The 26,154-nt window shown below is 61.4% G+C and carries 23 protein-coding genes and 3 tRNA genes; 9 read left to right on the forward strand and 17 right to left on the reverse strand.

The features are described from left to right. Positions 1-93 precede the first annotated feature (93 nt). Positions 94-2,907 (reverse strand): ATP-binding protein, encoded by a 2,814-nt coding sequence (locus ABEA02_RS00310; RefSeq protein WP_345530821.1) that lies wholly within the window; start codon positions 2,905-2,907, stop codon positions 94-96. A gap of 161 nt (positions 2,908-3,068) precedes the next feature. Here ABEA02_RS00310 and ABEA02_RS00315 point away from each other — a divergent pair, with 161 nt between their 5' ends. Continuing rightward, a complete protein-coding gene (locus ABEA02_RS00315; protein WP_345530822.1) occupies positions 3,069-5,261 on the forward strand; it encodes a 3'-5' exonuclease in 2,193 nt (730 codons plus the stop codon). Positions 5,262-5,268: 7 nt separating this feature from the next. Here ABEA02_RS00315 and ABEA02_RS00320 read toward each other — a convergent pair whose 3' ends face one another. From ABEA02_RS00320 to ABEA02_RS00340, 5 genes are all read right to left on the reverse strand, one after another. Next, on the reverse strand, positions 5,269-7,563 hold the full coding sequence (locus tag ABEA02_RS00320; RefSeq protein WP_345530823.1) for a sensor domain-containing diguanylate cyclase: 2,295 nt from the start codon (positions 7,561-7,563) through the stop codon (positions 5,269-5,271). 67 nt (positions 7,564-7,630) lie between these two features. Beyond that, on the reverse strand, positions 7,631-9,088 hold the full coding sequence (locus tag ABEA02_RS00325; protein WP_345530824.1) for an NAD-dependent succinate-semialdehyde dehydrogenase: 1,458 nt from the start codon (positions 9,086-9,088) through the stop codon (positions 7,631-7,633). Next, positions 9,078-9,863: a FadR/GntR family transcriptional regulator gene (locus ABEA02_RS00330; protein WP_345530825.1), complete on the reverse strand. Its 786-nt coding sequence runs from the start codon at positions 9,861-9,863 to the stop codon at positions 9,078-9,080. Before ABEA02_RS00330 ends, ABEA02_RS00325 begins: the two co-directional genes overlap by 11 nt. A 90-nt stretch (positions 9,864-9,953) precedes the next feature. Continuing rightward, positions 9,954-10,154 (reverse strand): hypothetical protein, encoded by a 201-nt coding sequence (locus tag ABEA02_RS00335; RefSeq protein WP_345530826.1) that lies wholly within the window; start codon positions 10,152-10,154, stop codon positions 9,954-9,956. A 119-nt stretch (positions 10,155-10,273) separates the two neighbouring features. Next, positions 10,274-11,404 (reverse strand): JmjC domain-containing protein, encoded by a 1,131-nt coding sequence (locus ABEA02_RS00340; protein WP_345530827.1) that lies wholly within the window; start codon positions 11,402-11,404, stop codon positions 10,274-10,276. Between the two features lie 62 nt (positions 11,405-11,466). On the opposite strand from ABEA02_RS00340, the gene rlmD reads away from it, so the two are divergent. Next, a complete protein-coding gene (gene rlmD / locus ABEA02_RS00345; RefSeq protein ID WP_345530828.1) occupies positions 11,467-12,774 on the forward strand; it encodes a 23S rRNA (uracil(1939)-C(5))-methyltransferase RlmD in 1,308 nt (435 codons plus the stop codon). A gap of 58 nt (positions 12,775-12,832) precedes the next feature. Here rlmD and ABEA02_RS00350 read toward each other — a convergent pair whose 3' ends face one another. Beyond that, positions 12,833-13,516 carry a Bax inhibitor-1 family protein gene (locus ABEA02_RS00350; RefSeq protein WP_345530829.1) on the reverse strand — a complete coding sequence of 228 codons (684 nt, stop codon included), beginning with the start codon at positions 13,514-13,516 and terminating at the stop codon, positions 12,833-12,835. Between the two features lie 163 nt (positions 13,517-13,679). Here ABEA02_RS00350 and ABEA02_RS00355 point away from each other — a divergent pair. Beyond that, positions 13,680-13,769, forward strand: a tRNA-Ser gene (locus ABEA02_RS00355). Positions 13,770-13,867: 98 nt separating this feature from the next. Here the strand turns inward: ABEA02_RS00355 and ABEA02_RS00360 are convergent. The 3 genes from ABEA02_RS00360 to ABEA02_RS00370 all read right to left on the reverse strand — a co-directional run bounded on the left by ABEA02_RS00360 (position 13,868) and on the right by ABEA02_RS00370 (position 15,347). After that, complete coding sequence (locus ABEA02_RS00360) at positions 13,868-14,515, reverse strand: DUF922 domain-containing protein (RefSeq protein ID WP_345530830.1); 648 nt, start codon at positions 14,513-14,515, stop codon at positions 13,868-13,870. Next, positions 14,484-14,942, reverse strand: coding sequence for a 6-carboxytetrahydropterin synthase QueD (queD, locus tag ABEA02_RS00365; protein WP_345530831.1), 459 nt, complete (start codon positions 14,940-14,942; stop codon positions 14,484-14,486). Before queD ends, ABEA02_RS00360 begins: the two co-directional genes overlap by 32 nt. A 111-nt stretch (positions 14,943-15,053) precedes the next feature. After that, positions 15,054-15,347, reverse strand: a complete 294-nt coding sequence (locus tag ABEA02_RS00370; RefSeq protein ID WP_345530832.1) for a helix-turn-helix domain-containing protein — start codon at positions 15,345-15,347, stop codon at positions 15,054-15,056. A gap of 407 nt (positions 15,348-15,754) precedes the next feature. Here ABEA02_RS00370 and ABEA02_RS00375 point away from each other — a divergent pair, with 407 nt between their 5' ends. The 4 genes from ABEA02_RS00375 to ABEA02_RS00390 all read left to right on the forward strand — a co-directional run bounded on the left by ABEA02_RS00375 (position 15,755) and on the right by ABEA02_RS00390 (position 18,072). After that, positions 15,755-16,984: an aspartate kinase gene (locus ABEA02_RS00375; protein ID WP_345530833.1), complete on the forward strand. Its 1,230-nt coding sequence runs from the start codon at positions 15,755-15,757 to the stop codon at positions 16,982-16,984. An 80-nt stretch (positions 16,985-17,064) separates the two neighbouring features. Next, positions 17,065-17,157, forward strand: a tRNA-Ser gene (locus tag ABEA02_RS00380). A 51-nt stretch (positions 17,158-17,208) separates the two neighbouring features. Further along, a tRNA-Arg gene (locus tag ABEA02_RS00385) sits at positions 17,209-17,285 on the forward strand. A 220-nt stretch (positions 17,286-17,505) separates the two neighbouring features. After that, positions 17,506-18,072: a prepilin-type N-terminal cleavage/methylation domain-containing protein gene (locus tag ABEA02_RS00390; protein WP_345530834.1), complete on the forward strand. Its 567-nt coding sequence runs from the start codon at positions 17,506-17,508 to the stop codon at positions 18,070-18,072. A 53-nt stretch (positions 18,073-18,125) separates the two neighbouring features. On the opposite strand, the gene ABEA02_RS00395 is transcribed toward ABEA02_RS00390, so the two are convergent. The 5 genes from ABEA02_RS00395 to ABEA02_RS00415 all read right to left on the reverse strand — a co-directional run bounded on the left by ABEA02_RS00395 (position 18,126) and on the right by ABEA02_RS00415 (position 23,375). Continuing rightward, positions 18,126-19,376 carry a pseudouridine synthase gene (locus ABEA02_RS00395; protein WP_345530835.1) on the reverse strand — a complete coding sequence of 417 codons (1,251 nt, stop codon included), beginning with the start codon at positions 19,374-19,376 and terminating at the stop codon, positions 18,126-18,128. After that, on the reverse strand, positions 19,373-20,107 hold the full coding sequence (locus ABEA02_RS00400) for a pseudouridine synthase (protein WP_345530836.1): 735 nt from the start codon (positions 20,105-20,107) through the stop codon (positions 19,373-19,375). The genes ABEA02_RS00395 and ABEA02_RS00400 overlap by 4 nt, the downstream gene beginning before the upstream one ends. 7 nt (positions 20,108-20,114) lie before the next feature. Then, entirely contained in the window at positions 20,115-21,017 is a 903-nt protein-coding gene (locus tag ABEA02_RS00405; protein WP_345530837.1) for a putative signal transducing protein, read from the reverse strand. Beyond that, complete coding sequence (mutL, locus tag ABEA02_RS00410) at positions 21,018-22,850, reverse strand: DNA mismatch repair endonuclease MutL (RefSeq protein WP_345530838.1); 1,833 nt, start codon at positions 22,848-22,850, stop codon at positions 21,018-21,020. Between the two features lie 84 nt (positions 22,851-22,934). Continuing rightward, positions 22,935-23,375: a hypothetical protein gene (locus ABEA02_RS00415; RefSeq protein ID WP_345530839.1), complete on the reverse strand. Its 441-nt coding sequence runs from the start codon at positions 23,373-23,375 to the stop codon at positions 22,935-22,937. Between the two features lie 153 nt (positions 23,376-23,528). On the opposite strand from ABEA02_RS00415, the gene ABEA02_RS00420 reads away from it, so the two are divergent. Next, the gene (locus ABEA02_RS00420; protein ID WP_345530840.1) at positions 23,529-23,873 is read left to right on the forward strand and encodes a hypothetical protein; all 345 of its coding nucleotides are present in this window, start codon (positions 23,529-23,531) and stop codon (positions 23,871-23,873) included. Further along, positions 23,873-24,241 (forward strand): hypothetical protein, encoded by a 369-nt coding sequence (locus ABEA02_RS00425; RefSeq protein WP_345530841.1) that lies wholly within the window; start codon positions 23,873-23,875, stop codon positions 24,239-24,241. The genes ABEA02_RS00420 and ABEA02_RS00425 overlap by 1 nt, the downstream gene beginning before the upstream one ends. Before the next feature lie 52 nt (positions 24,242-24,293). On the opposite strand, the gene ABEA02_RS00430 is transcribed toward ABEA02_RS00425, so the two are convergent. Then, entirely contained in the window at positions 24,294-25,619 is a 1,326-nt protein-coding gene (locus ABEA02_RS00430; protein ID WP_345530842.1) for an N-acetylmuramoyl-L-alanine amidase, read from the reverse strand. A gap of 20 nt (positions 25,620-25,639) precedes the next feature. Continuing rightward, complete coding sequence (gene tsaE / locus ABEA02_RS00435) at positions 25,640-26,143, reverse strand: tRNA (adenosine(37)-N6)-threonylcarbamoyltransferase complex ATPase subunit type 1 TsaE (RefSeq protein WP_425584644.1); 504 nt, start codon at positions 26,141-26,143, stop codon at positions 25,640-25,642. Positions 26,144-26,154 lie beyond the last annotated feature (11 nt).

Below are 26,154 nucleotides of genomic sequence, written 5' to 3' on the forward strand. Positions count from 1 at the left end.
TGGGACGCGATTCGGAATGGAGGCACATTGTCGCGACATTCCCTGCTCTTTGCCAGGGTTTGTTCTGTCGCTCTGCAGCACGATCCGTCACGATCAGCCCCTGGAGATGAGGGCTTCGAGCCCGGCACGCAGGTTGGGCCATTCGCGCAGCACGGTATCTCGGTCGTTGGCCATCACTGCGGCCTCCAGTGCTGCAGCGCGGGGTGCCAGGGTGTCATCGCCGCCGAAACTCACGTTGCCTTTGAGTCCGTGAAACAGGTGCATCAGCCCCGTCATGTCGTTACAGGTCAGCGCATCGTCGATGGCGACGATGCGCCCTGGCAGGCTGCGAATGAGCATGCTGCGCAGCCGCTGCGCCATGTCGGGCCGGGCGGCTGGTGCGGCACTATCGATAGCGGGAGATGCTGCAGGTTCCTCGCTCGCAGACAGCCGAGCCATCAGCTCGGTGAGCTGCCGGTCGTCGACGGGTTTGGCGAGAAAGTGATTGGCACCGGCTGCGCGGAAGGCCGCCATGTCTTCGTCACTGACGTTGGCGGTGAGGGCGATGACGGGGATGCGGGGATTGCGGATGCGTAGTGTGCCGTGGCTGCCAGCGCGGATGGCACGCGTGGTCTGCAGCCCGTCGAGTTCGGGCATGCGGCCATCCATCATGACAGCGTCGAAATCCTGTTCGGCCAGCTGTTGCAAGGCCTGCAAGCCGTTGTCGGCAAAGTGGACGCGGTGCCCCAGGTCTTCAAGCAGGCTACGGATGATGATCTGGTTGGTGGCGTTGTCCTCGGCGCACAGCAGGTTGAGGCAGCGCATCTGGATCGGCAGGGCCTCCGTCTTGCCGCTGGTGTTGCGCGCTTCACCGGCGGGAAGTGGCAACACGAAGCGGAAGGTGGTGCCGATGCCGATGCTGCTGTGCACGCTGATCGTGCCCCCCATGGCTTCGACGAGCTGCTTGCAGATTGCCAGCCCCAGCCCTGTGCCCCCGTACTTGCGTGTCGTCGAGCTGTCGGCCTGCTGGAAGCGCTGGAACATGCGTGGCAGGGCCTCGGCCGGTATGCCGATACCCGTATCGATGACCTCGCAGGCAAAGCCTGGTTGCGCAGCTGCGAAGCGCACGGTCACCGTGCCCTGCCGGGTGAACTTGAGTGCATTGCCGATGAGGTTGACGAGGATCTGGCGCAGGCGCGTCGGATCGCCGCGGAAGAAGTGGCCCACAGAAGCGGGAAGGTCGAGCGCCAGCGCAACACCACGCTCGCGGGCGTTGAGGGCAAAACTCTGCATGACGTCCTGTGCGGTTTCGACGAGATCGAAATCGATGGTTTCCAGTCTCAGCTCACCGGCTTCGATCTTGGAGAAGTCGAGCACATCGTTGAGGATCACGAGTAGGGCCTCGGCGTTGCGCAAGCCGATGTTCAGCTGCTCGCGCACGGCATCTTCAATGGGCTGGCGCAGGGCCAGTCGCAGCATGCCGATGACGCCCCCAAGTGGCGTGCGTATCTCGTGGCTCATGGTAGCGAGGAACACCGACTTCGCCTCGCTGGCTGCCGCCGCGGCACGCTCTGCCTGACGCAGTGGCGTGATGTCGAAGTTGGTGCCAACGATCACGGCGCGGCCTTCGGGGTCGATGCAGCTGCGCTTGGAGATGATGCGGAATACCTCCTTCCCCGAGTAGGGGTGGCTCATGTGCTCTTCCTTGTAGATGACTTCGCCAGCGGCAATACGCTGGTCTTCCTTCATCACAAGCGATGCATAGTCGGGGTTGGCGCCCAGATCGACCGGGTTCTTGCCCAGCAGATCGTCGGGCTCGCGATGCATGTCGTCTAGCATGGCGCGATTGACGAGCATGTAGCGGCTGTCGGCGTGCTTGACGTACACCGGCTGCGGGATCACATCAATGAGGCGTTGGGTGAAAGCGGCGACGCGTTCGCGCAGGGCGATTTCGCGTTCCAGCGCGGCGGCGGTAGCTTGTTCCGCGCGCCGCCATTCGGTCAGGTCGACGGTGGCGCCGACGAGTACGGGCTGACCGGTGTGGTCAACGCAGCGGCGTTTGCCGACCCAGCGATACCTCTCCTCCTGCGTTACCGGGTGGAGGCCGTGCTCTTCCTTGCTGATGACGATGTCGTTGTCGAGCACTTCGCGGTCTTCGGCGATGACGAGGGCCGCTTTCGCATCGTCCTGGGTGAGATCGTTGGGCGCGCGGCCGATCAGCTGTTCGGCTGAGAGCATGCGCAGCTTGCAGAAGGCTTCATTGACGATGACGTAGCGGCTTTGCGCATCCTTGACGTAGACCGGTTGTGGAATCGCGTTGATGAGGCGCTGCGTGTAGGCGGTGAAGCCGGCGTGCAGCGACTTTTCCCGCTTGAGCGTCTCTTCGATTTCGCGTCGTACAAGATTCAGTTCTGTTGTGTCGAACTGGGCGGTGACAATGACGGGTTCGCCATACAACCCCGTGCTGCGGCCCTTGACGATGACCTGGAAGAGCTCTTTGCCGGTGGCAGCATGATCTGCCACGTGCTCCTCCTTCCAGATCGGCAAGCCGGCCAGCACCATGCGGTCTTCTTCGAGGCGCTGTCTGCGCAGTTCGGAGTTTTCGTTGTCGAGGTGGCCTTCAGTGCCCAGCAGGGCTTCGCGCGACATGCGCTTGTACTCAGCCATGGCGTCATTGACGACGCGCAAGCGGCTATCTGCGCCCTTGATCGATACGGGGTAGGGAATCACGTTGAGGATGCGTTGGCTGTAGTCCAGCGCCAAGTTGCGACCGTTGATCACCATGAGCGGGTACATGACCACCATGGTGAGCAAGGTTGCGCCGGCAGCGGCCCAGGGGGCTGGCAGGCCTAGCAGTCCGGCCAGCAAGGCCGATAGCACCGGAAGTGCAGGGCAGACTGCAAACAGGATGAGGCGCGATTTGCTCATGAAACTCCCTTGCAGGGGCTGCCGGCAACGGCCGGACGAGGCCCCGCCGGTTCTACCGGCAACCGAAATATCGACATCTCAATGCACTGGCTTTAACCAGGCGCGGTCGGGGTTGGCAACGTAGAATGTCGGCCTGCCAACTGCCCTGATGCTTTGCTGCAATGTCCCGCCTGCTCGACAACCTGAATACCGAACAACTCGCGGCAGTGACGCTGCCTGCGCAATCCGCACTCATTCTCGCGGGCGCCGGCTCGGGCAAGACGCGTGTGCTGACCACCCGCATCGCCTGGCTGCTGCAGACGGGGCAGGTCAGTCAATCCGGCATCCTTGGCGTCACTTTTACCAACAAGGCCGCCAAGGAGATGTTGACACGTCTTGGGGCCATGTTGCCGATCAATACCCGCGGCATGTGGATAGGCACCTTCCACGGGCTGTGCAATCGCTTCCTGCGGGCACATTACCGCGAGGCAGCACTGCCGCAGACCTTCCAGATTCTCGACACGGCTGATCAGCTGGCCGCCATCAAGCGCCTGCTCAAGGCTCTGAACGTCGACGACGAGAAGTTCCCGCCACGCGAACTGCAGCATTTCATCAATGCACAGAAGGAGGCGGGCTATCGTGCGAACGCTGTAGAGGCCTGGGACGAATTCACGCGTCGTCGTGTCGAGCTGTATGCCGAGTACGATGCCCAATGCCAACGCGAGGGGGTGGTCGACTTCCCCGAACTCTTGCTGCGCGCCTATGAGCTGCTGGAGCGCAACGAGCCGATCCGTCGCCATTACCAGCTGCGTTTCCGCCACATTCTCGTCGACGAATTCCAGGACACCAATCGCCTGCAGTACCTGTGGCTCAAGCTGATTGCCGGTTTTGCTAGCGAAACGCCAGCTGCCGTGTTCGCTGTCGGTGACGATGACCAGAGCATCTACGGATTCCGCGGTGCCGAGGTCGGCAACATGCGCGACTTCGAGCGAGAGTTTCGCGTTGCCAATGTTATCCGCCTGGAGCAGAACTACCGCTCGCACGGCAATATCCTTGACGCAGCCAACGCCATCATTGCCAACAACAGTCAGCGTCTCGGCAAGAATCTGTGGACGGACCAGGGGGCGGGCGAACCGATCCGTGTTTACGAGGCCGTGGCGGACATGGACGAAGCGCGCTGGGTGGTCGAAGAGATCCAGCAACTGGTACGTGAGGGGGCTGCGCGTGGTGACATCGCACTGCTCTATCGCAGCAACGCGCAGTCACGTGTGCTCGAGCACCAGCTGTTCTCGACCGGTCTGCCATACCGGGTGTATGGCGGATTGCGCTTCTTTGAGCGTCAGGAGGTCAAGCACGCACTGGCCTACCTGCGGCTGATCGCGAATCCGGACGATGACACGGCGTTTGCGCGCGTCGTCAATTTCCCTACGCGTGGCATTGGCGCCCGTTCGCTGGAGCAGCTGCAGGATGCGGCGCGCATGTTCAACACCAGTCTTTATGCGACGGTGCCACACCTCAACGGCAAGCCTGCTCAGAGCATCGGTGCCTTCGTGAAGCTTGTCGAGGAGCTGCGGCGCGAGACGGCGGACCTGTCCCTGCCCGAGATGATTGATCACGTGCTTGAGGTGTCGGGCTTGCGCGCGCACTACCGTGCCGAGCGTGAGGGACAGGAGCGCCTGGAAAACCTTGATGAGCTGATCAGCGCCGCGACCGGCTTCCTGCATGATGACAGCGCGCCGGTGGAGGGTGAAGAGAGCTTGCCCGGTGACCCGTTGTCGCGCTTTCTCGCACACGCCTCGCTGGAGGCGGGTGAGCATCAAGCCGATGCGGGACAGGATGCGGTACAACTGATGAGCGTGCATGCGGCCAAGGGCCTGGAGTTTGACGTGGTGTTCATCACGGGCCTTGAAGATGGCTTGTTCCCCCACGAGAACAGCATCCAGGAGCATGAGGGGCTGGAGGAGGAGCGACGCCTGATGTACGTCGCGGTGACGCGCGCCCGCAAGCGCCTGTACCTGTCGCTGGCGCAGAGCCGCATGCTGCATGGCCAGACGCGTTACGCCGTCAAGTCACGGTTCTTCGACGAGATTCCCGAGGGCTTGCTGAAGTGGCTGACGCCGCGTGTGCAGCAAGGCTTCGGTCAGCACTACACGCCCTCGCGTGGCGACAGTTTCACGACGTCTGCTCCGCGCCAGCCCTCGCGTGACCTGATCGGATTCCGCATTGGTCAGCAGGTGCGCCATGCCAGGTTCGGTGCCGGGGTGATCGTGTCGGCCGAGGGCAGCGGACAGGACGCACGTGTGCAGGTGAACTTCGGCTCGGGCGGGGGCATGAAGTGGCTGGCCTTGTCGGTGGCCAAGCTCGAAGCGGCGTGATTGCCGCTCAGGCCGCGTGTGTCTGCACGTCGGCTTCGGCGCTCAAGATGGCGTTGCGTCCGCCAGTCTTGGCGCGGTAGAGCGCAGCGTCGGCACGCGCAACCAGCTCGTCGAGCGACTCGCCAGCATGCCATTGGGCGAGGCCGCCGCTGAGTGTCACGGATACGGCACCCGCACTGGTGGCAATCGGGTTGGCGGCAAGCAGGATGCGCAGGCGCTCGCTGACCTGCAGGGCATCACGGATACTGGTCTGTGGCAGCAACACAACGAATTCTTCACCCCCCCAACGACCCGGCATATCGCTCTGGCGCAAGGTTTCGCGACAGCGGCGCACGGTTTCGACGAGTACTTCGTCACCGGCCTGGTGACCAAAGTGATCGTTGACGTGCTTGAAGTGGTCGAGGTCGAAGATCAGTAGCGACAGAGGTTGCGCATGGCGCGCTGCGAGTGACAGCGCGCGCTCGGTTTCCTGGCGGAAGTGACGACGGTTGGCAATGCCGGTCAGTACGTCCTCTGCGGCGAGGCGCTTGAGCTCGCGTTCGGCTTGCCGCCAGCGCGTGATGTGATGGTCGATACCGACCACCACGGGGTCGCCATCCACATAGACGCTGCGGCGCTTGGTGACGATGCGGAAGACCTCTTCGCCCGAGGCGCGGCGTACCGTGTGCTCTTCCTTGTTGATTTCACCGCCGGCCAGCACGGCTTCGTCTTCCTGCATGGAAATGAGAGTGGTGGTGGCGGGTGAGGTGGGTAGCGGAACGGGGGCCTGGACAATCTGTTCCTTCTTGCGGTCGTGGTAGTCGGCAAAAGCCTGGTTGACCATCACATAGACGCCGCCACCCTTCTTGATGTACATCGGGTCGGGGATGACGTCGATGAGGCGCTGCACGAATTCCTGGGTGCGTTCGCGAAGCTGGACTTCGCGCTCCAGCGACGATTTCAGCTCGTTTTCGGCTTTGCGCAGCTCAGTCAGATCAATGTGGGCGCCAACGATGACCTGGTTGCCTTCTGGGTCGAGGCAGCAGTCTTTGGACAGCACGTGCCAGTACTCGCGGCCGGTGTAGTCATGGATGCCGTTTTCTTCGCGCAGAACATGCTGGCCCGCGAGCACGGCGCCGTCTTCTTCGAACAGCCGGTATAGCGCTTCGGCGCCACTTTCCTCGGGCATGCCGGTGCGCCCCAGCAGCTGTTCGCGCGGTATGGCGCGGTTGCGGACCATGGCTTCGTTGACCATCTGGTAACGGCTCTGTGCGTCCTTGACGTAGAGCGGGAAGGGCACGAGGTCCATGATCCGCTGCACGAACTCCTGGGTGCGGCGGTGCTGTGTTTTCTCTTGTTCCAGCTTGGCCTCAAGCGCCTGCTCGAAGAGGCGACGCTGGGTGATGTCGAAGTTGGCGCCGATGATGACCTTCTGGCCCTCGGCGTTCATGCAGCTGCCCTTGGTGACGATGCGGTAGCGAGGTTCTCCGGTGATCGGGTGGGGGGAGACGTCTTCCTTGTACACGCTGGCACCGGCCAGTACGCTGAGGTCTTCATCGCTGACGGATCGTGCGACGTGGTTGTCTGGTGCCAGGTCCTTGGCTGTGCGCCACAGGATGTCGTCCGGGTTCTGGCTGCGCTGGCGGGCGAAAGCTTCGTTGATCATCACGTAGCGGCCGCGTTCGTCCTTGACGTAGACGGGCTCGGGAATTACGTCGATGAGACGCTGCACGAAGTGATTTGTGTGCTGCAGGAGCTCCAGCTGCTGCGCCAGTACGGATTGCAGGCGGGCTCTTGCCTGGCGTTCGGCAGTGAGATCGGTAACGGTGACCAGCACGAGGGGCTCGTCATCGACGTGGATGCATTGCTTGCGCACAAGGTAGTAGCGACCTTCCATCGTCGAGGCGCCGGCGCAGAAAAGCTCCGACTCGACCAGCTCGCCGTTCAAGGCGCTGGTGTCTTCGATCTGGTTGCGGCGCAGCGCGGACGCGCTATGGATTTCGGCCTGGTTTTCGGTGACCCAGGCGGCGTGCAGCGCGTTGGCAAAGCGCTCGCGGCCAGCGGCGTCGCGCATGGCGACAGGAAAGGGAAAGGCTTCCAGCATGGGCCGAATTTCGGTGAGTCCGGGCGCAGGGCGCGGGCGCAAACGCTCGATGGTGCCGCTGTTGAGCAGGGCGGCGACGGTGGTCGAGAGCACGACGGCGATCACCGGGGATGCAGTCTCGCCAGTCAACAGCAACAGACCGGCCAGTAGCCCGGCAAGGGGGCCGATGAGATGAGAGGGGCGTCTCAGCAGGAAAGGGCGTTTGGCTTGAGGGCGCATCCCCCTTTTACGGCAGCCAGTTTCCTGAACTGGAGGCGTTGTAAGGCAGTGGTTGCTGGTGGCGTCTTCAGCCAGGCAAGCCGGCCATGCAGAGGTATTTCAGGGATACGTACTCTTCGAGACCGTAGCGCGAACCTTCGCGCCCGAAACCGGACTGTTTGATGCCGCCGAAGGGTACCGTTTCGTAGGAGATGGCTGCCGTATTGATGCCGATCATGCCGTATTCGAGCTTTTCAGCCACCTGCCAGACCTGGCCGAGGTCGCGACTGTAGAAGTACGCCGCCAGACCGGATTCGCTGGCGTTCGCCAGTGCGATAGCTTCCTCGACCGTTTCGAACTTCATGATCGCAGCCACGGGGCCGAAGGTTTCCTCACGGGCGATCAGCATGTCCGGGGTGACGCCGGACAGGACCGTGGGTTGAACGAACCCGGTCCCCGAAGTCTTGCCGCCAGTCTCGATACGGGCCCCCATTTGCCGTGCGTCTTCGATATGGCGCATGACCTTGGCGACCGCAGCGTCGTCGATCAAAGGCCCTACCTGCACGCCCGGTTCGTAGCCGGCGCCCGTGATCAGGCGAGCCGTGCGTTCGGTGAGGCCACGTACGAAGGCGTCGTGCAGGCCGGCCTGAATCAGGAAGCGGTTGGCGCAGACACATGTCTGGCCGGCGTTGCGGTACTTGGCGAGCATGGCCCCGTCCAGTGCGGCTTCGAGGTCTGCATCATTGAAGACAATGAATGGGGCGTGACCGCCAAGCTCCATGGCAAGGCGTTTCACGGTCGGTGCGCATTGCGCCATCAGCAGGCGACCGACTTCGGTTGAGCCCGTGAAGGAAAGGTGACGGACCACCGTGCTGGCGCAAAGCAGGCGGCCGATTTCTACTGAACGTGCGCTGTCTGCAGGCAGTACGTTGAAGACGCCGGCCGGAATGCCTGCCTCCAGCGCCAGTCTGGCGAGCGCGAGGGCGCATAGAGGGGTTTGCTCGGCAGGCTTGAGCACAATGCTGCAGCCTGCAGCCAAAGCTGGCGCAATCTTGCGGGTGACCATGGCAACCGGGAAGTTCCAGGGCGTGATTGCCGCGCAAACCCCGACGGCCTGACGCAACACCAATGTGCGGCGGTCGCGGCCGGCGGATGGAATGATGTCGCCTTCGACGCGACGTGCTTCTTCGGCGAACCACTCTACGAAGGCCGCACCGTATCGCACTTCGCCGCGCGCTTCGGCCAGCGGTTTGCCTTGCTCGCTGGTCAACAAGCGGGCGAGCGCCTCCTGGTTGGCGATGATCAGGTCGAACCAGCGGCGCAGCAGTGCAGAGCGTTCATGCGCGGGGCGATCACGCCAGTCGGGCAGGGCTCGTTCTGCAGCGTCGATGGCGGCTTGCGCTTGCGCGAGGCTGGGCTGTTCCACGCTGGCCAGTCTTTCGCGGCTGGCCGGGTTGATCACGTCGAAGGCACTGTCACCGGGCTGCCAGCGGCCGTCGATAAAAGCCTGGGTGCCTAGAAGCGCCAGGGTAGCTTCAGTGCTCATCACCGTTCTCCGCGCTGGCTTCCGGCTCCTTCCCTGCGTCGGCAGCGTCGAACAAAGCTGCGGCGCGGTGGGCGCTGTTGCTCAGGTGCAGCTGCATGGCCGAGCGCGCTGCGTCGGGATCCTGGCGTTCGATGGCCTGCACGATCATAAGATGTTCTGTACGGATGATCTGCACGCGCTTCTTGCGTGCTTGCAGGCTGTCGGTGCGGCGCAACGGGCGGTCCGCGCGCAGTTGCAACAGGGCGCCGAATACGTCTTCGAAATAGGCATTGTGCGTGGCGCGCGCAATGGCGAGATGAAAGTCGACGTCCTTGCGGCGCAGGTTGCCGCCGCCGTCCAGTGCGATCGACAGCGATTCGCGCGCTTGCTCGATGGCCCGCATTTCCTTGTCGGTACGGCGTCGCGCCGCAATGGCGGCCGCCTCGGCTTCGACCGCATTGCGGACCTCCAGCAGGTGCAAGTGGGTCTGGCGGGAGGTGGCCCGCTCCGTGGTCAAGGGCAGTTTGCGTACCATCAGGCCGGTCGTCGCCAGCACAAAGGCGCCACGACCTTGCTGGGTTGCCACGCGGCCTGAAGAACGCAGGCTGGAGATCGCTTCGCGCACGACGGTGCGGCTGACGCCGTAACGCGCCATCAGCTCCCGTTCGCTGGGCAAGCGGGAGCCGGGTGTGAGTTCGTTGCCTTCGATGCGGCGCAACAAGTCTGTAGAGACAAGTGTCGCCAGGCTGTCATTCGGACTTCTTTTCGCCTGGAGGCTTTCCTTGGGATCACTCACGGATGCCCCTTTGGAGCAGGTTATGCAGAAAGGAACGCAGCACAAACAAAAAAGCCGGCCAAGAGGCCGGCTTTTTTCTGAAACCAGATATTACTTGGCTGCAGATTGGTCGGCGGGAGCCGAAGCGTCAGCCGGAGCCGAAGCGTCAGCGGGTGCCGAAGCGTCAGCGGGGGCGGAAGCCTCAACAACGGGAGCCGAAGCCTCGACGGGAGCAACGGGAGCTTCTTCCTTCTTGGAGCAGGCGGAAGCAGCCAGAGCGATCAGAGCAGCAACGAGGAGAGACTGTTTCATCGTGAGTTTCCCTTACGAAATATCGTGAGTTCAGTGAAGTGCACAAGCCAGAATTTTTGAATCGGCTTCGCGAGCCGATTTCACATCATAACATTCAATCTTGAAGAACGGAAGTCGCTTCAGGCTTTCCGCCCACCGCCTTGCAAGTGGAGAAAACCCTCGTCATACCACTCCCAGAGCAGCGACCAGCTGTTTACGGAGAGGCCATCAAGCTCCGTCGCCGTGCGTTCGTTGGCAAGCCGGCGGAACAGTTTTGCGTCGTTTTGAGGCACGACAAAGATCTCGCCGTTGAGATAGAAACGCCCCGGGCGATAAAGCATCTGGCTACGCAGGTCGAGACGGATGCCTCGCTTGAGTGCTGCGCGCCGGAATGCGGTGGGCGAGAGTTCTTCGCGCGGCGGGTCGAAGAACACATGTTGTTTCGGTTCCGACAGGTAGGTGCCGAGGAAGTCGCCGACGTCGCGCTGCGCCCACTTGATGCGGGCCAGCATCGCCGCGACACGTTCGCTCATCTGCTCCGGCAGTTTGGCGGGCGTGGCTGTCGCGCGCAGATCAGGGTCGCTGTACATGCCTTCCTGCGAGAGCTTTTCTTCCAGGTAACCGAGAAAGGCTGTTGTCAGCTCGCGCGCCGATGGCGCGCGGAAGCCGATCGAATAAGTCATGCATTCGCCGATGGCAACGCCGTCGTGCGCATATTTTGGGGGCAGGTAGAGCATGTCGCCCGGCTCCAGCACCCATTCTCGTGTCGCCTTGAAGTGCTGGAGGATGCGCAGTGGCGCATCTTCCACAAGTGTCAGATCAGTCTGCGCGCTGACGCGCCAGCGTCGCTTGCCCATGCCTTGCAGCAGAAATACGTCGTAGGAGTCGAAGTGTGGCCCCACGCCGCCGCCGTCCGTTGCGTAGGAGACCATCAGGTCATCGAGCCGGGCGTACGGAATGAAGCTGAACTGACGCAGCAGTTCGTCCGCTTCCGGCAGGATCAGGTTAAGGCCTTGTAGCAGCACCGTCCAGGGACCGGATTTCGGGAAGTCACGCTTGCGCAACGGTGCGTGCAGCATGTGCCATTGGCTCTGGTCCTTCCACACAAGCCGCGCCTCCTGATCCTCCTGACAGGCAAAATTGCGGGTATCGGCAGGGCTGATCAGGCCCTGGAAGCCCGGGACAGCCTGACGCACCAGCAGCGGTTGTTTCTGCCAGTATTCATCAAGAAATTGTTGGGGCGAGATGCCGCCCAGCAGTTGTGCATTCATGGCTCGATTGTAGCCTGCACGGTAAAATCCGCGCCCTTTACCCTGTTTGTCACGAAAGCTGCATGACCACCGCCTCCATCGCCACTATCGAATCCCTTGAGCACGAAGGCCGTGGTGTGGCGCGCGTCGACGGCAAAGCCATCTTCATCGAAGGCGCTTTGCCGCGCGAGACTGTCGAATATTCCAGCTACCGCAAGCGTGAGCGCTTCGAGCAGGCCGGTACCGTACGCGTTATTCGGGCGAGCGCACAACGTGCTGTGCCGGGCTGCAAATACTATGGCGTGTGCGGTGGTTGCAGCATGCAGCACGCCGAGTTGGGGCTGCAAGTGGCGACCAAGCAGCGCGTGCTGGAGGACGCCTTGCGGCATATCGCCAGGGTGCAAGCCGACTGTATTTATCCCGCCATCTACGGACCAGCATGGGGTTACCGCTATCGTGCGCGCATAGGCGTGCGTGTGGTTCCCAATAAAGGCGGCGTGTTGATCGGCTTCCACGAAAAGAAGAGCAGTTACATAGCAGACATCGATAGCTGCGCGGTATTGCCCCGACACGTATCTGATTTGTTGCCGTACTTGCATGAACTGATTGCGGGGATGTCCGTGCCTGATCGCATTCCGCAAATCGAACTGGCGGTCGGGGATGACCGGACGGTCATCGTGCTGCGCAACCTGACACCATTGACTTCAGCCGACATTCATTTGCTTCAGGTATTTGGCGCGCAGCATCGCGTCTCGATGTGGCAACAGCCCGGCAATCCGGAAACCGCGCGCCCGGTGCGCAGCGATGAACCTGCTTTCCTCGAGTACAGCCTGCCTGAATTCGATATACGTCTGAAGTTCCGCCCCACCGACTTTACGCAGGTCAACGTGCATACCAACCGTTTGTTGATACGGCGTGCGATGCAATTGCTCGACCCACAGCCGGGCGAGCGCATTGCCGATCTGTTCTGCGGCTTGGGCAATTTTACTTTGCCTATCGCACGCTGCGGAGCGAAGGTCGTTGGTGTGGAGGGGAGCGCAGAGCTCGTGCAGCGTGCGCGTGACAACGCTGCCGACAATGGTCTCGCCAAATTGTGCGAGTTCAAGGTCGCCAATCTGTTTGAAGCCAGCACGGCCAGTCTCAACAAACTGGGGCGGCTGGACAAGATGCTTGTCGATCCGCCGCGCGATGGCGCCATGGCTGTCATCAGGGCGCTGGACGAGCATGCGCCAAAGCGCATTGTCTATGTCTCGTGCAACCCGGCGACGCTGGCGCGTGATGCTGCCATCCTGTTTCACGAAAAGGGTTACATCATGAAAGGTGCGGGCGTGGCCAACATGTTTCCCCAGACTTCCCACGTCGAGTCCATAGCCCTGTTCGAACGCGCATGAAAGTGACTCAAATGAAAAAGCCCGCATGCGCGGGCTTTTTCACTGAGGGGGAGGATACTCAGTCGCGTTCGCCACCAAAGATGCCCAGCAGCGAAAGCAGACTCTGGAAGATGTTGTAGACGTCGAGGTAAATAGCCAGTGTTGCGGAGACGTAGTTCGTTTCACCGCCCGTCACAACACGATTGATGTCATACACAAGCCAGGCGCACGAGAGGCCAAGCAGAACGACAAGAATGGTCAGCGTCAGCGCCGGAACATTCAGGAAGATGTTGGCGACGATGGCAGCGAGCAGGAGCAGGGAGCCGATGGTCAGGAACTTGCCCATGCCCGACAGATCGCGTTTGGTCGTACTGGCGACTGCAGCCAGACCGAAGAATGACAGGGCTGTGCCACCGGCGGCCAGACCGATCAACGACGCGCCGTTGGAGTAGCCCAGGACTGCGCCGATCAGTCGTGACAGCATCAGGCCCATGAAGAACGTGAAGCCCAGCAAAAGTCCAACCCCGATGCTGCTGTTCTTGAAGCGTTCAATCGCGAACATGAAGCCGAAAGCGACGGCCATGAAGATCACGAAGCCCATGATTCCGGACAGCTTGAAGCCCATCTGGACGCCGACAAAGGCGCCGAGGATTGTGGGCAACATGCTCAGTGCAAGTAGTGCGTACGTGTTGCGCAGAACCTTGTTCTGTACAACGGCCGCATTGCCGCCAAACGTGTCTATGCTGTAGGTCCTGTTGTCCATTTCAGAGTCCTTGAAGTAGAAGCGCCGCTGCGCCAGTAGGTGCTATGACTGATAATCGTGCCGTGGGTTCCCCTTGCTGGCAAGTGCTTGCGCCGGCCTCTGCGGGCACGTACACTCCGCGACCTGCCCTGCAAGCCTTATCGTTACCGGGTTGCGGGCTCAGGGAGGTGTGGCCGAGTGGTTTAAGGCACCGGTCTTGAAAACCGGCGATGCAGCGATGTATCCGTGAGTTCGAATCTCACCGCCTCCGCCAGATCAAGCTCCATGAGCTTCCAGAGAAGGCTGGAAACGCCCTGCCAATACAATCAAGGCTCCGCGGGGAGCCTTTGTTTTTCTAGTCATGGACAGGCTTTATTGCGTCAGCCAGGCCCCCTGTGTCTTGCCGTGTTCCGTTTGCTGGTCATACGTCAGGTTCCTGCTGTTGAAGCCGGCAATCAGATCTGTCGCCCGTTGGTTGATCGTTTGCTCAAGCAGCTTGCAGGTGCGCATTTCAGGTTGGGAGAGAATTTCCTGTTCCACGGCCTTTGCTGCATCCCGGCCGATCTGGTGATGCCCCAGCTCATGCTTGCGCAATGATTCCAGGTAGCGATCAAATAGTTGCTGGCGCTTGAGCGAATCGGCTCGCAGCAGGGGTAGGCGGATCACGCTCTTGAGCGTCACAGTTGCAGCCGTAATGTGGCAACGGCCATCGGATTCGTTCGCCCACCGGAAGTGCCAGGTCACGTCCCAGCGTGTATGACCATGGAACACCAAGTCGTTTTCGCGAATGGGCGATGCCGCATCAAGGGCTCCGTGGAGCGGCTGACCGGCCGTGGCGACAGCCGTGTAGTAGTTATATGTCAGTTCTTCGAGGATCTCGGCATGGGCAGTGATTGATGCAGCGATAGCGAAGGCTATTGTTGCGAGCCGGAGACTCATCGACAGGCAGATGCCAGAGGCGACATCCCGTGTCTTCATCGCGTGACCGTCAGATCGTGGTGTAGGCCGCCCTTGTTGCATCCGCCCAGCAGTTGGGTGTTTCGAAGATGCGCACGTTTTCCAGGGTCAGCGTCTTGTCGCACAACCCGGCAATGCCGGGGGCCAGCAGTCGGAATGCTTCGGCGGCGAGATTCTCGGCCGTGGGGACAACGTTCAGAACCACGGTCCGGTGGTCCGGCATGCTGTCTAGGAATTGCCGCACTGTCAGGTCGCCGCTGTACACGAGAAAGGCGTGGTCCCATACATCGACAATGGTGCTACGGACGAGTGTCTTGATTTCAGAGAAGTCGAGCACCATGCCGTTTCGCGGATTGCCATCCTGGCGCGTGATGTCGCCGGAAACCGTGACTTCGATGGCATAGCGGTGCCCATGCAGGTGTCGGCACAGGCTGCGATGATCCGGAATGCGGTGGCCCGCATCGAATTCGAGTCGTCTGGTGATAAGCACGAAGTGAGAGCGGCGGGGCTGTTCGGGCGCCTATTGTAGCGATACCGCCTGATGTTCGCCGGAAGACTGGCGCGTGCGATCGGATGGAGGCCCGACCGCACGAAGAGGAAATTACTTTTCCTTCTTCTTTGCCTTGGCTTCTTTCTTGAGGTTCTTGTACAGCTCGGACTTGTGCGCGCGCAGGTATTCGATGACTTCGAAGTCATCCTTGCGAATCTTGTTCAGATCAATCTGCTCGATATGAACAATGCGCAACAGTGCTTGCACCGGGCGCGGCACGTTGCGGCCGCTTTCGTAGCGGGAGCCGCCGCTCTGGGTAACGCCGATCTTCGACCAGAACTGGGATTGGTTCAGGCCAAGCTTGCGGCGGATTTCGCGGACGTCCACGTTTTCAAGTGTTTTCATGTCTCATTTACCTATGAATAGCAACAGAACCTTCAAAAGATCTTGACCTCGGCTCCCGCATGCAGGCCTGAGCATGTCCTGAAATCCTGATCTGTCGTCCAGCGCAGGAAGTTTGCCCCCGGCAGGAACCGGCTTTTGGCTGGTATTCCTCCCGGCGTCTGGCGGGGTTTATAGAATTTTATCCCTATAACTTTAGTTATAGGTGCTTAAAGTATAGATCAATATTTCGGCAACATACAACGTTGCACAACGCGGCTTGTGAAGTGGTTGACACAAGTTTGCAGTGCTTGGTTCTTGGCTACGACATGCTGCACACCGAGGGGCTTTACCGCAAAGTGGATGCTGCAGTCGGTGCGTCTAATCAGCTAAAATGATCGGCTTTTCAACCCTAGGCAGGTTCCAGCAAGATGGCCCTGATTGTTCAGAAATACGGCGGTACCTCGGTCGGCAACCCCGAGCGCATCAAGAACGTTGCCCGGCGTGTGGCGGCGGCGCAGGCTGCGGGTGACCAGATCGTCGTTGTAGTGTCGGCCATGAGTGGCGAAACCAATCGCCTGATCGCGCTGGCCAAGGAAGTGCAGGCCAACCCAGATCCGCGCGAGCTTGATGTCATCGTGTCGACCGGTGAGCAGGTCACCATCGGTTTGCTGTGTATGGCGCTGCTGGAGATGGGCGTCAAGGCGCGCAGCTACACAGGCGGTCAGGTGCGTATCCTCACCGACAATTCCTTCACCAAGGCGCGCATCCTCAAGATTGACGAAGACCGCATGCGCCGCGATCTGGAAAGTGGACACGTCGTCGTGGTTGCAGGTTTCCAGGGTGTGGATGACGCCGGCAACATCACGACTTTGGGTCGCGGTGGTTCTGACACCACGGGCGTTGCGCTCGCCGCAGCGTTGCGTGCCGACGAGTGTCAGATCTACACCGATGTCGACGGGGTCTACACCACGGACCCGCGGATCGTGCCGGAGGCGCGCAAGCTCGATCGCATCACCTTCGAAGAAATGCTGGAAATGGCCAGCCTCGGCTCCAAGGTGCTTCAGATCCGCTCGGTCGAGTTTGCTGGCAAGTACAAGGTCAGATTGCGGGTGCTGTCCAGCTTCCAGGAAGGCGGCGAGGGCACCCTGATTACTTTCGAGGACGACATAAAGATGGAACAACCGATCATTTCCGGCATCGCATTCAACCGCGACGAAGCCAAGCTCACCGTGCTGGGCGTGCCAGATCGCCCGGGTATCGCCTACCAGATTCTTGGCCCGGTGGCAGAGGCGAACATCGATGTCGACATGATCATCCAGAACGTCAGTCACGATGGCACGACCGACTTCTCGTTCACGGTTAACCGTAACGAGTTCGACCGTGCGACCAAGATCCTCGAAGATGTCAAGGCGCATGTCGGTGCCCGTGAGATCCGTGGTGATCGTTCGATGGCCAAGGTGTCTGTGGTGGGTGTGGGCATGCGTTCGCATGTGGGCATCGCCAGCAAGATGTTCCGCACGCTGGCGGAAGAGGGCATCAACATCCAGATGATCTCTACCTCGGAAATCAAGATTTCCGTGGCCATCGACGAGAAGTATCTGGAGCTCGCCGTGCGCGTACTGCACAAAGCGTTCGAACTGGATCAGGTTGGTGCCTGACCCGGCGCAGACCGGTTGCGGCAAAGGAAGCAGCCGGTTTGACGCAAGAGTGTGCTGTGTATAGAATGCGCGCTCTTCGCGGAGAGTTGGCCGAGTGGTCGAAGGCACTCCCCTGCTAAGGGAGCAGACGGGCAAAACCTGTCTCGAGGGTTCGAATCCCTTGCTCTCCGCCATAGAAAACAGTTGCAGCATTGGTTTGTTGTGATTACAATGCTGCTCCTTTAGCGCCCGTAGCTCATCTGGATAGAGTACTTGGCTACGAACCAAGGGGTAGGAGGTTCGAATCCTTCCGGGCGCGCCAGATGTGTGAAAAAGGGCCAGTCGAAAGACTGGCCCTTTTTCTTTACCCTTTCTCTTTGCCCTCTCGCCCCTTTTGTTTTCTCTGCGCGGCAGCCCTTGCTTCTACGGGGTTGTCCGTGACGTGTGGCACGCCGTTGCCGGGGCCCGTCTCAAGATTTGTCCTGCAAGTGACGTAGACCCCGCTGTGAGTGCGAATTCGTCGCACGTTAAGAGGGTCTGTCATGCACCGCAACAAGGGCTTTACCCTTATCGAACTCATTGTTGTCATTCTGATTCTCGGCATACTTGCCGCGGTGGCCTTGCCGCGCGTCGTCAATCTGCAGTCGGATGCCCGCATTGCCAAGCTCAATGCCGCACGCGGTGCGGTGGCAGCGGCGGCCGGCATGATCAACGGCGCAGCCCAGGCACGCAGTGGCACTACCCAGCCGACCTGTCCTGCCTCCGGTACCGTGCCGAACGTGACGGCGGCGGGTACCGGCACGCTTTGCACGCAATCGGGCCTGATCAACATCATCAACTGGAACGCTACGGCGAACCTGCCCGCTGCGAGCCCGGGCGGCATCGTGGATGCGGCCGGTTTGACGAGCACGTTCCCGGCTACGGCAGCACAGCTCACTACTGACGGTTATGCCGTGACTGGCGGCGGCACGCTGATTGGAAGCACGCTGACCATCCAGGTCACTGGAGGCACGAATGCGGCCAACTGCTCTTTCACCTACACGCCCTCGACCGGCGGCGGAGCAGGAACCTCGGCAACGGTCAGCGCAGTCGTCACCAGCGGCTGTTGAGCGGGAGAGCGCAGTCCGAAAAAAGGCCGACGGTATGTCGGCCTTTTTGTTTGTCAGAATTTCTCGTGATCACCGAGATAGCGCCACTGCCCTGGTGGCAACTTGGCAAGATTGATGGAGCCGATGCGGATGCGTTTGAGTGCGGTGACGCGGAGTCCGACCAGTTCGCACATGCGGCGGATCTGACGCTTGCGGCCTTCGCGTAGCACGAAGCGCAGCTGGTGTTCGTTCTGCCAGCTGACCTTGGCGGGTTGCAGTTCGACGCCGTCGAGCATCAGCCCGTGGTTGAGCAGGGCGAGGTCGTCGTAGGAGAGTGGGCCTTCGACGCGCACCAGATACTCTTTTTCGATGTCGCTGTCTTCGCCGATGAGGTGCTTGGCGATGCGGCCGTCCTGCGTCAGCACGAGCATGCCGGTTGAATCGATGTCCAGACGGCCGGCGGGCGCGAGCTTGCGCATCAGGCGGGGATCGAAGGGGCGCTTGATCGGATCTTCGCTCCAGTGGTTCTCGTTGGTGATCAGCACGGCGGCGGGCTCGTAGTCGTCTTCGGCCTGGCCGGAGACGTAACCGATCGGCTTGTTGAGGATCACGGTGACGCGTTTCTGCTGCGTATCTTCTGCTTGGCGATTCAACTCGATCTTCTGGGTCGGCAGGATTTTGCTGCCCAGCTCATCGACGACCTTGCCATCGACCTTGACCCAGCCGCGCTCGATGTACTCGTCGGCTTCGCGGCGCGAGCACAGGCCCAGTTCGGTCATGCGCTTGGACAGGCGCACGGCACCGTCGGCGTCGCGCGGTTCGCTCTTCTGCATGCGTGGCTTGAAGGCCGGGCGTTCGCTGCCGCGTGCCGGGCCACGGCTGACGCCATCGGCGCCACGTGAGCGGCGCTCGTAGGGTGCGTCATTGTTTGCATCGTCGCGGCGTGCGTAGTCGGCCCGTGGCGCACGCTGCGGACGTTCGCTGTGGCCGCGATCAGATTCGAAGCGCGGGGCGGGTCTGCGTGGCGCATCACCGTCATCACGTCGCGGCGCGCGCGGGCGCTGCGGCGCGTCGGCATCGTTGCGGCGCGGACGGCCCGCGTCTGTGCGACGTGGCGGGCGATCGTCGTCGCTGCGTGGGGTGCGTGCTTCAGTGTTGCGGCGTGCCGGTCTGGCAGGGGTGTCCGTTTCGGGAGTTGCAGGGCGTGCCTTGACGCGTGGCGTTGCGGCACTGGTGCTACGCACGGGCGGACGTTTGGGTTCGCGTACGGGCTTGCTGCCGGTTGTGGTGCTGGGCAGGCTGAGTTTCTTTTTCGATTCGGTCATTTGCTCTGCTCCGCAGCGTTGTAGCCCAGCAGGGCGAGGTGTTTCGGTCGCAGGTAGCACCAGTCGCCCGGCTCCATTTCGGGCAGGCTGCCGTCTTCAAGCGAGAGGGCGCCGACCCCGGTGCGATGCAACTGGCTGACGTGGTTGCCTGCCGCCGCGATGATACGTTTGACGAGGTGGTATTTGCCCTGGTCGACAACGAGCTCAATGAGTTTGTCGTCCAGCTTGCGCGCCTGCAGGGCACTGACGGGTTCACGCTCGTCGACAAGCATGACACCAGCCAGCAATTTTTCAATCTGTTCAGCGGTAACCTCTTCGGCCGTGGTGGCGCGATAAGTCTTGGTGACCTGGCGTTTGGCAGACGAAATGGCGTGGATGAACATACCGTCGTCCGAGAGCAGTAGCAGGCCGGTCGTGTCGACGTCGAGACGCCCGACACTTTGCGCACCGCGTGCCACCACCGGATCGGGAAGCAGGTGATAGACGCTTTCGTTGTGCTTCGGCTTGTGCGAACACTCGTAGTTCGCCGGCTTGTAGAGGGCGATGTACACCAGATCGCTGTACTCCCATTCCCACTCGTCAATTTCGAACGTCAAGCCCGCCGGGTCGTATTCGGCAAACGGATCGTCGACGACAACGCCGGCAATTTTCACGAGACCGTCGCGCACCATGGCGCGGCATTCCTTGCGCGAGCCGAAGCCCTGGGACTGGAGGAGTCTGTCGAGTTGCATGAGTCAATCAGATAGCGAGTTTCGCAGCCCAGTACGTAACGAGTACGCCCAGCGCAGCGGGAAAGTTGATGCCACCAAGTCGCCGCAGCGCGCGTTGCAGGGTGGCTTCATCGATGTGTTGGTCACGGGCGCGCTGGATGCCGGCGAGCGCGGCCTTGTGCAGGAGCACGTCTGCGAAGCTTGCAGCGCCAAGGCGCACCAGCAGCAGGAACATGAGCAGGCGCTGCGGGGTCAGAGCCGTGTCGGCTTCCGGTGTGAGGGCGCGTTGTGCGAACGCCAGCAAGCCGATTTCCAGAAGCAGAAGCAGAGCGCCTGGCAGGTAGAGCTTGCGGAAAAAGAACCAGGTCGGGCCGAAGATCAGTGGCTGCAGCATCAGGTCTGGCCAGCGTGGGCTGCGGGCAAGCCAGCGCCTGGCGATCTGAGGATCACCGGTCCAGGCGGTGAAGCGCTGCTCTTCCAGACTCACCGGCGCCTCCGAATCATCGGCATCAATCAGCGTGAGTTTGCCCTTGCTGAATTCCTGCAGGATCTCGCGAGCCGCCAAAGCCTGGCTTTGCGGAACGCGAACCCGGACGCCCTGGATGGTGATTGCCAGATGGCCGAAGGCATTGGCCGTGTTGAAGTCGTCGACAAGAGCTGGAATATTTTCAGACTCCAGCAGGGAAAACAGGACTTTGGCTTCGGTGGCGTCCAGGTTGTTCTCCAGGATCACCCAATCTTCCGCTTCCACTGATGGATCGACTTCCGCAGAGGGTGGCTCCGCCGGCAGAGGCACGCCACGGGCGCGCAATTCGTCCCGCGCTACCTCAGCGGCCTGGTCGCTGAACTGCGCAGCGCGCAGGCGAGCGAGGATGTCGTCCGATTCCATGCCATGCAAGTTCTGCCGTACGGTGTCCAGATCGCTCTGCATTTATTGCCCCCGCATGAAGAGCTTGTCGAGATCGTTCATCGTCAGTTGCACCCAGGTTGGGCGGCCGTGATTGCACTGGTCAGCGCGTTCGGTGGCTTCCATGTCGCGCAACAGGGCGTTCATCTCGGGAATCGTCAGCTGCCGGTTGGCACGCACGGCGCCGTGGCAGGCCATGGTGGCGAGCAATTCATTGCGACGCGCGGCGATGACTTCGCTGGCCGGAAAATCTCGCAGCTCGGCGAGCAGGGCGCGCAACAGGTCAGCGGTATTGGCACGGGCGAGCAGGGCCGGAACGCTGCGCGCCGCGAGTTCGCTGGGGCCAGCCGGTGCGACGTCGAAGCCCATGCGCATGAGGACGTCGGCCTGTTCTTCGGCGGTCGCCATTTCCATCTTGCTGGCATTGAACACGGCCGGGATCAGCAGGCGTTGTACGCCTGGCGTGCCATCGAGAACAGCTTTCAACTGTTCGTAGAGGATGCGCTCGTGGGCGGCGTGCATGTCGACCAGCACGAGGCCGGCTTCGTTCTGTGCCAGTACGTAGACGCCATGCAGCTGCGCAATGGCATAGCCAAGTGGCGCACCCTGCGTGGTTTGCGGCAGGCCTTGCGGTGCGTACTGTGCGCTATTGAAACGCGACGACAGATTGCTCAGCGCGTCCAGACTGGGCGGACGCTGGCTCGCTTCATGGCGCGGCTCGAAGGGCGTGGGGGCAAAACCTTGGATCGGCAGCGTGCGCGCGAAACCGTCTGTCCTCGTGTAAGCAAACGTACCGGGTTCTTCGACAGCCAGCGCCGTCTGCTCGGTCGGACCGAAGTAGCGCAGCGCTGTTCCGACCGGCGCGATCACGGCCGCCTGTACGGGCGAAGCCAGGGTGTGCGTTACAGCGTGGAAGACGAACTGATGGATGGCCCGGCCTTCGCGGAAACGGACTTCGGTTTTTGCCGGGTGTACGTTCACGTCGACACCGGCCGGATCCATGTCGAGGAACAGTGCGAAAGCCGGGTGGCGGCTGCCATGCAGGATGTCAGCGTAAGCCTCGCGAAGTGCATGCTGGATCAGCTTGTCGCGCACGAAGCGGCCATTCACGTAGAAGTACTGGGCGTCTCGATTGCTGCGCGCATAGGCAGGCAGCGAGACGTAACCGGACAGGCGAAGCGGGCCGGCTTCAGCGAGCAAGGGGCGTGCTTGCGCCATGAAGTCATCGCCGAGAATCTCGCGTGTGCGGCGCTCGGTGTCGCCCGCAGCAAGACGCATGTTTACGCGGCCGTGGTGGCTGATCTGGAAGCCGATGCTCGGCCGAGCGAGTGCCACGCGACGGAAGACGTCGTCGCAATGCCCATACTCCGTGCTGTCGGATTTGAGGAACTTACGCCGTGCGGGCGTGTTGTAGTAGAGGTCTTCAACCTCCACGACCGTACCAGTATTGAGCGCAGCCGGTGCAGGTTCGCGTTCGCGTTCGGTCACTCGCCATGCATGCTCGGCGCCTGTGGCGCGGCTGGTAATGCGGGTGCGGGCCACCGAAGCGATGGCGGCCAGCGCTTCGCCGCGAAAGCCCATGGTGCCAACGGCTTCGAGGTCTTCCAGCGTGGCAATCTTGCTGGTCGCGTGCCGCTCCAGCGCCAGTGCCAGATCGTCCTTGTCGATGCCACAGCCATCGTCACTGATGCGCAACTGCTTCACACCGCCCTGCATCAGCTGTACTTCGATGCTCTGGCTGCCGGCATCAAGGCTGTTCTCCATCAACTCCTTGAGTACCGAGGCCGGGCGTTCGACGACCTCGCCAGCGGCGATCTGGTTGATCAGGACTTCGGGGAGTTTATGGATGGCGGGCATGCGGGGAGGGGTAACTGCGGCAAGCCGCAATTATCCCGGAAAGCGCTCCCCACAGCCTAGTGCAACTTTATCGCCGGCTATCTATCAGTTCTCTTTGAAGATCGCCACGATTTTTCCGTCGCGTACTTCATAGACCGTAGCCGGGCAGTACGGCAGGCGGAAGGCCAGGCACTGGAACGTGTAGGACTTGATGACCGGAGAGCCGGGTCTGCTTCGGGGCTCATCGATATCTGCGTCTTCCGACGGGAAGGCTGCGAGCAGGGCGCATTCGCTCATGCCGACTTCAACGCTGCGGCGATCCACCTTGTTGAGTTCCTCGGGGGTGAAAAGCTGCCTACGCAGCATCTCGGCGCGGATCTCAGCGACGCGAATCTGGCGCATGCCGTAAGTCTCACAAAGTTCGTTGGTTGGCGCTTGCTTGAGGTCGTCGGTTTCGATGTCGTACTTCGGCTGCCTGGAGCCTCTGCTTGCACAACTGGCGGTCACGACGGCGAGGGCAAGAAACAGCAGGGCGGAACGGATCATTGTGCGCGTCCTTGTGATGTAAGCGGCGAGCATTATGGCATCCGGGCAATGTGCGTCTCCAGCCTTGCGCAAGATTTGCCGTTATCATCCCTCGTCGGACGGCTGACAATGGCTTCCGGACGTCTCATGCAAACTCATCGAGAAAGGGAAGGGATGAAGATCTTCAACAAGAACGTGACGAGGACGATTGGCTTGCTTGCCGCGGCCTTGCTGATGCAGGCGTGTAGTGGCCCTTTGACGCTGGTGGCGCCTACGCCACCCATGAAGTATGAAAAACTCGGTCGAGTGGAGGGCACTGCTTGCGGGGTCATCCTGGGGCCGCTGATTCCCATCACCCTCAATGGACGTGTTGGCGAGGCGCAACGTCTGGCGCTCGAAAAAGCTCCCGGTGCCAGCTCGCTGATCAATGTAGACATCAAGGAAGAATGGGCCTGGTTCGGGATCGGGATTTCGCGTTGCACGACTATCAGCGGTGATGCAATCAAGGAGGTGAAGTAATGAACAAGTTGATCACTGCATGTGCTGTCGTTTGTGTGATGCTGCTCTCTGCCTGCAGCAGCGCGCCGGTGCGTCTGGGCAATGTGACGGATGCATCCCAGATTGATTTCAGCAAGGGGGGCGAGCGTATCGAGGTTTTCTCGCGCGGCTTCCAGCTTTTTGGCTTCATTCCCCTCAACATCAACACCCGTCACGAAGTGGCGTATGAGGAGCTGAAGCAACTCGCCGGCGACCGCTTTATTACGGACGTGCGTGTAGAGGAGAGCTGGAAATACGCCATCGTGGGCACCTTCTTCACGACGGTGATTCGTGCGACGGTCTATCCGCGGCTGCCGCAAGCGGCAGCCCAGTCGGCGCCCGCCAAGTAGTCGGTACGGTAGCCACGAAATGAAGAAAGCCCGGCGAAAAGCCGGGCTTTCTTCATTCCAGCATGGCCAGTTTCGACTTCGCCAGCGGCGGATTCTTCGCGAAGTATTTCTTGATGCCGCGCAGCAGGGCATCGGCCATCTTGTCCTGGTAGGCCTCGTCGGCGAGCTTCTTTTCTTCTTCGGGGTTCGAGATGAAGGCGGTCTCGACGAGGATGCTGGGGATGTCAGGCGCCTTGAGCACGGCAAAGCCGGCTTCTTCGACGGCGTTCTTGTGCAGGGTGTTGATGTCGCCGATCTCTCCGAGCACGGCCTTGGCGAGCTTGTTGCTGTCCTTGAGCGTGGCAGTCTGCGAGAGGTCGAGCAGGGTGCGGGCGAGGTGGGCGTCGCGGGTTCTCACGTTGATGCCGCCGATGAGGTCGGACGCGTTTTCCTTGTTGGCGAGCCATTTGGCTGCCGTGCTGGAGGCGCCGCGCTCGGACAGGATGAAGACCGAGCTGCCGCGTGCTTCGGGCTTGATGAAGGCGTCGGCATGGATCGATACGAAGAGGTCGGCCTGCACGCGGCGGGCCTTGTTGACGCGCTGGCCGAGCGGGACGAAGAAGTCGGCGTCGCGGGTGAGCATGGCGCGCATGTTGGGTTCATTGTCGATGCGGGCCTTGAGGCGTTGGGCGATCGACAGCGTGACGTCTTTTTCGAGCGTACCGGCGCGGCCAACGGCACCGGGGTCTTCGCCACCGTGACCGGGGTCGAGGGCGATGGTGATCATGCGCGTGACCTTCGGCCTCGTCAGGCCGTCGCGGTCGGTTGGCGGTGCCTTGTCGAGCGCACGCGGTGGTGTGCGGGCGAGCTCGGGCTGGCGTTCCGAGCGGGTCGGCGTGGTGTCAGGGGCGTCGGCTGTCTGGCCGGCCGCGGCACTCTCAGGGCTGGATTTCTGGATCAGGGCCAGCAGGGGGTCGACCTCTTGCACGGGGAAGAGATCGAGGACCAGTCGATGGCCGTAGTTGCCTACCGGGGGCAGAGTGAAGAGCTGGGGCTTGATCTCGGTCTTGAGTTCGACGACCAGTCGCACGACGCCGGGGCGATTGCGGCCGGCGCGGATCAGCTTGATGTAGGGGTCGCTGTCGAGGATCTTGGAGGGGAGGCTTTGCAGCACGCTGTCGAACTCGATGCCTTCGAGATCGACAACGAGGCGTTCGGGATTCTTGACGATTTGCGAGCTGAACTTGAGGGCGTCGGCGCCTTCGAGGGTAATGCGGGTGTAGTCCTGCGCCGGCCAGACGCGCACAGCGAGAATGCGCGTGTCGGCGGCCAGCGAGACGGGCGAGACGAGCAGGGTCATCAGTGCGCCGCCGGCTTTCAGCAGCTGGCGACGTGACATGGATTCGAGCAGGGGATGAGTCAAGTTTGGCGGGCGCTCAAACATGTACGCCCTCGTTCGGTGAGAGCCTGGATCTGGGCCAGACGGCCAGTGCCTGCAACGCTGAGATGGATGTCGATGTCGGGCTGAGGGACGTAGGGCAGGGCCTTGTCGGCCCATTCGACGAGACAGATGCCTCCATCGGCGAAATACTCTTCCAGTCCGGCTTCGAGGAATTCGTCAGGCGCATTGAATCGATAAAAATCAAAGTGATACACCGACATTCTAGAAACTACATAAGGTTCAAGCAAGGTGTATGTGGGACTTTTGACGCTGCCGGTGTGGCCCAGTGCACGCAACAGGCCGCGCGTGGTGGTGGTCTTGCCGGCGCCGAGGTCGCCCGATAGCCAGATGACGAGGCCGGTTGCGGCGGGATGGGCGAGGACCGGGGCGAGCGAGGCGCCAAAGGCTTCGGTGGCGGCGGCGTCGGCCAGATCAAGGCGCAGGAGCGCGTCGTGGTGCGGGTTTGGTGGCATATCAGGCATATCATCCGCAG

The organism is Viridibacterium curvum, assembly GCF_039544165.1.
Taxonomy (GTDB): Bacteria; Pseudomonadota; Gammaproteobacteria; order Burkholderiales; family Rhodocyclaceae; genus Viridibacterium; species Viridibacterium curvum.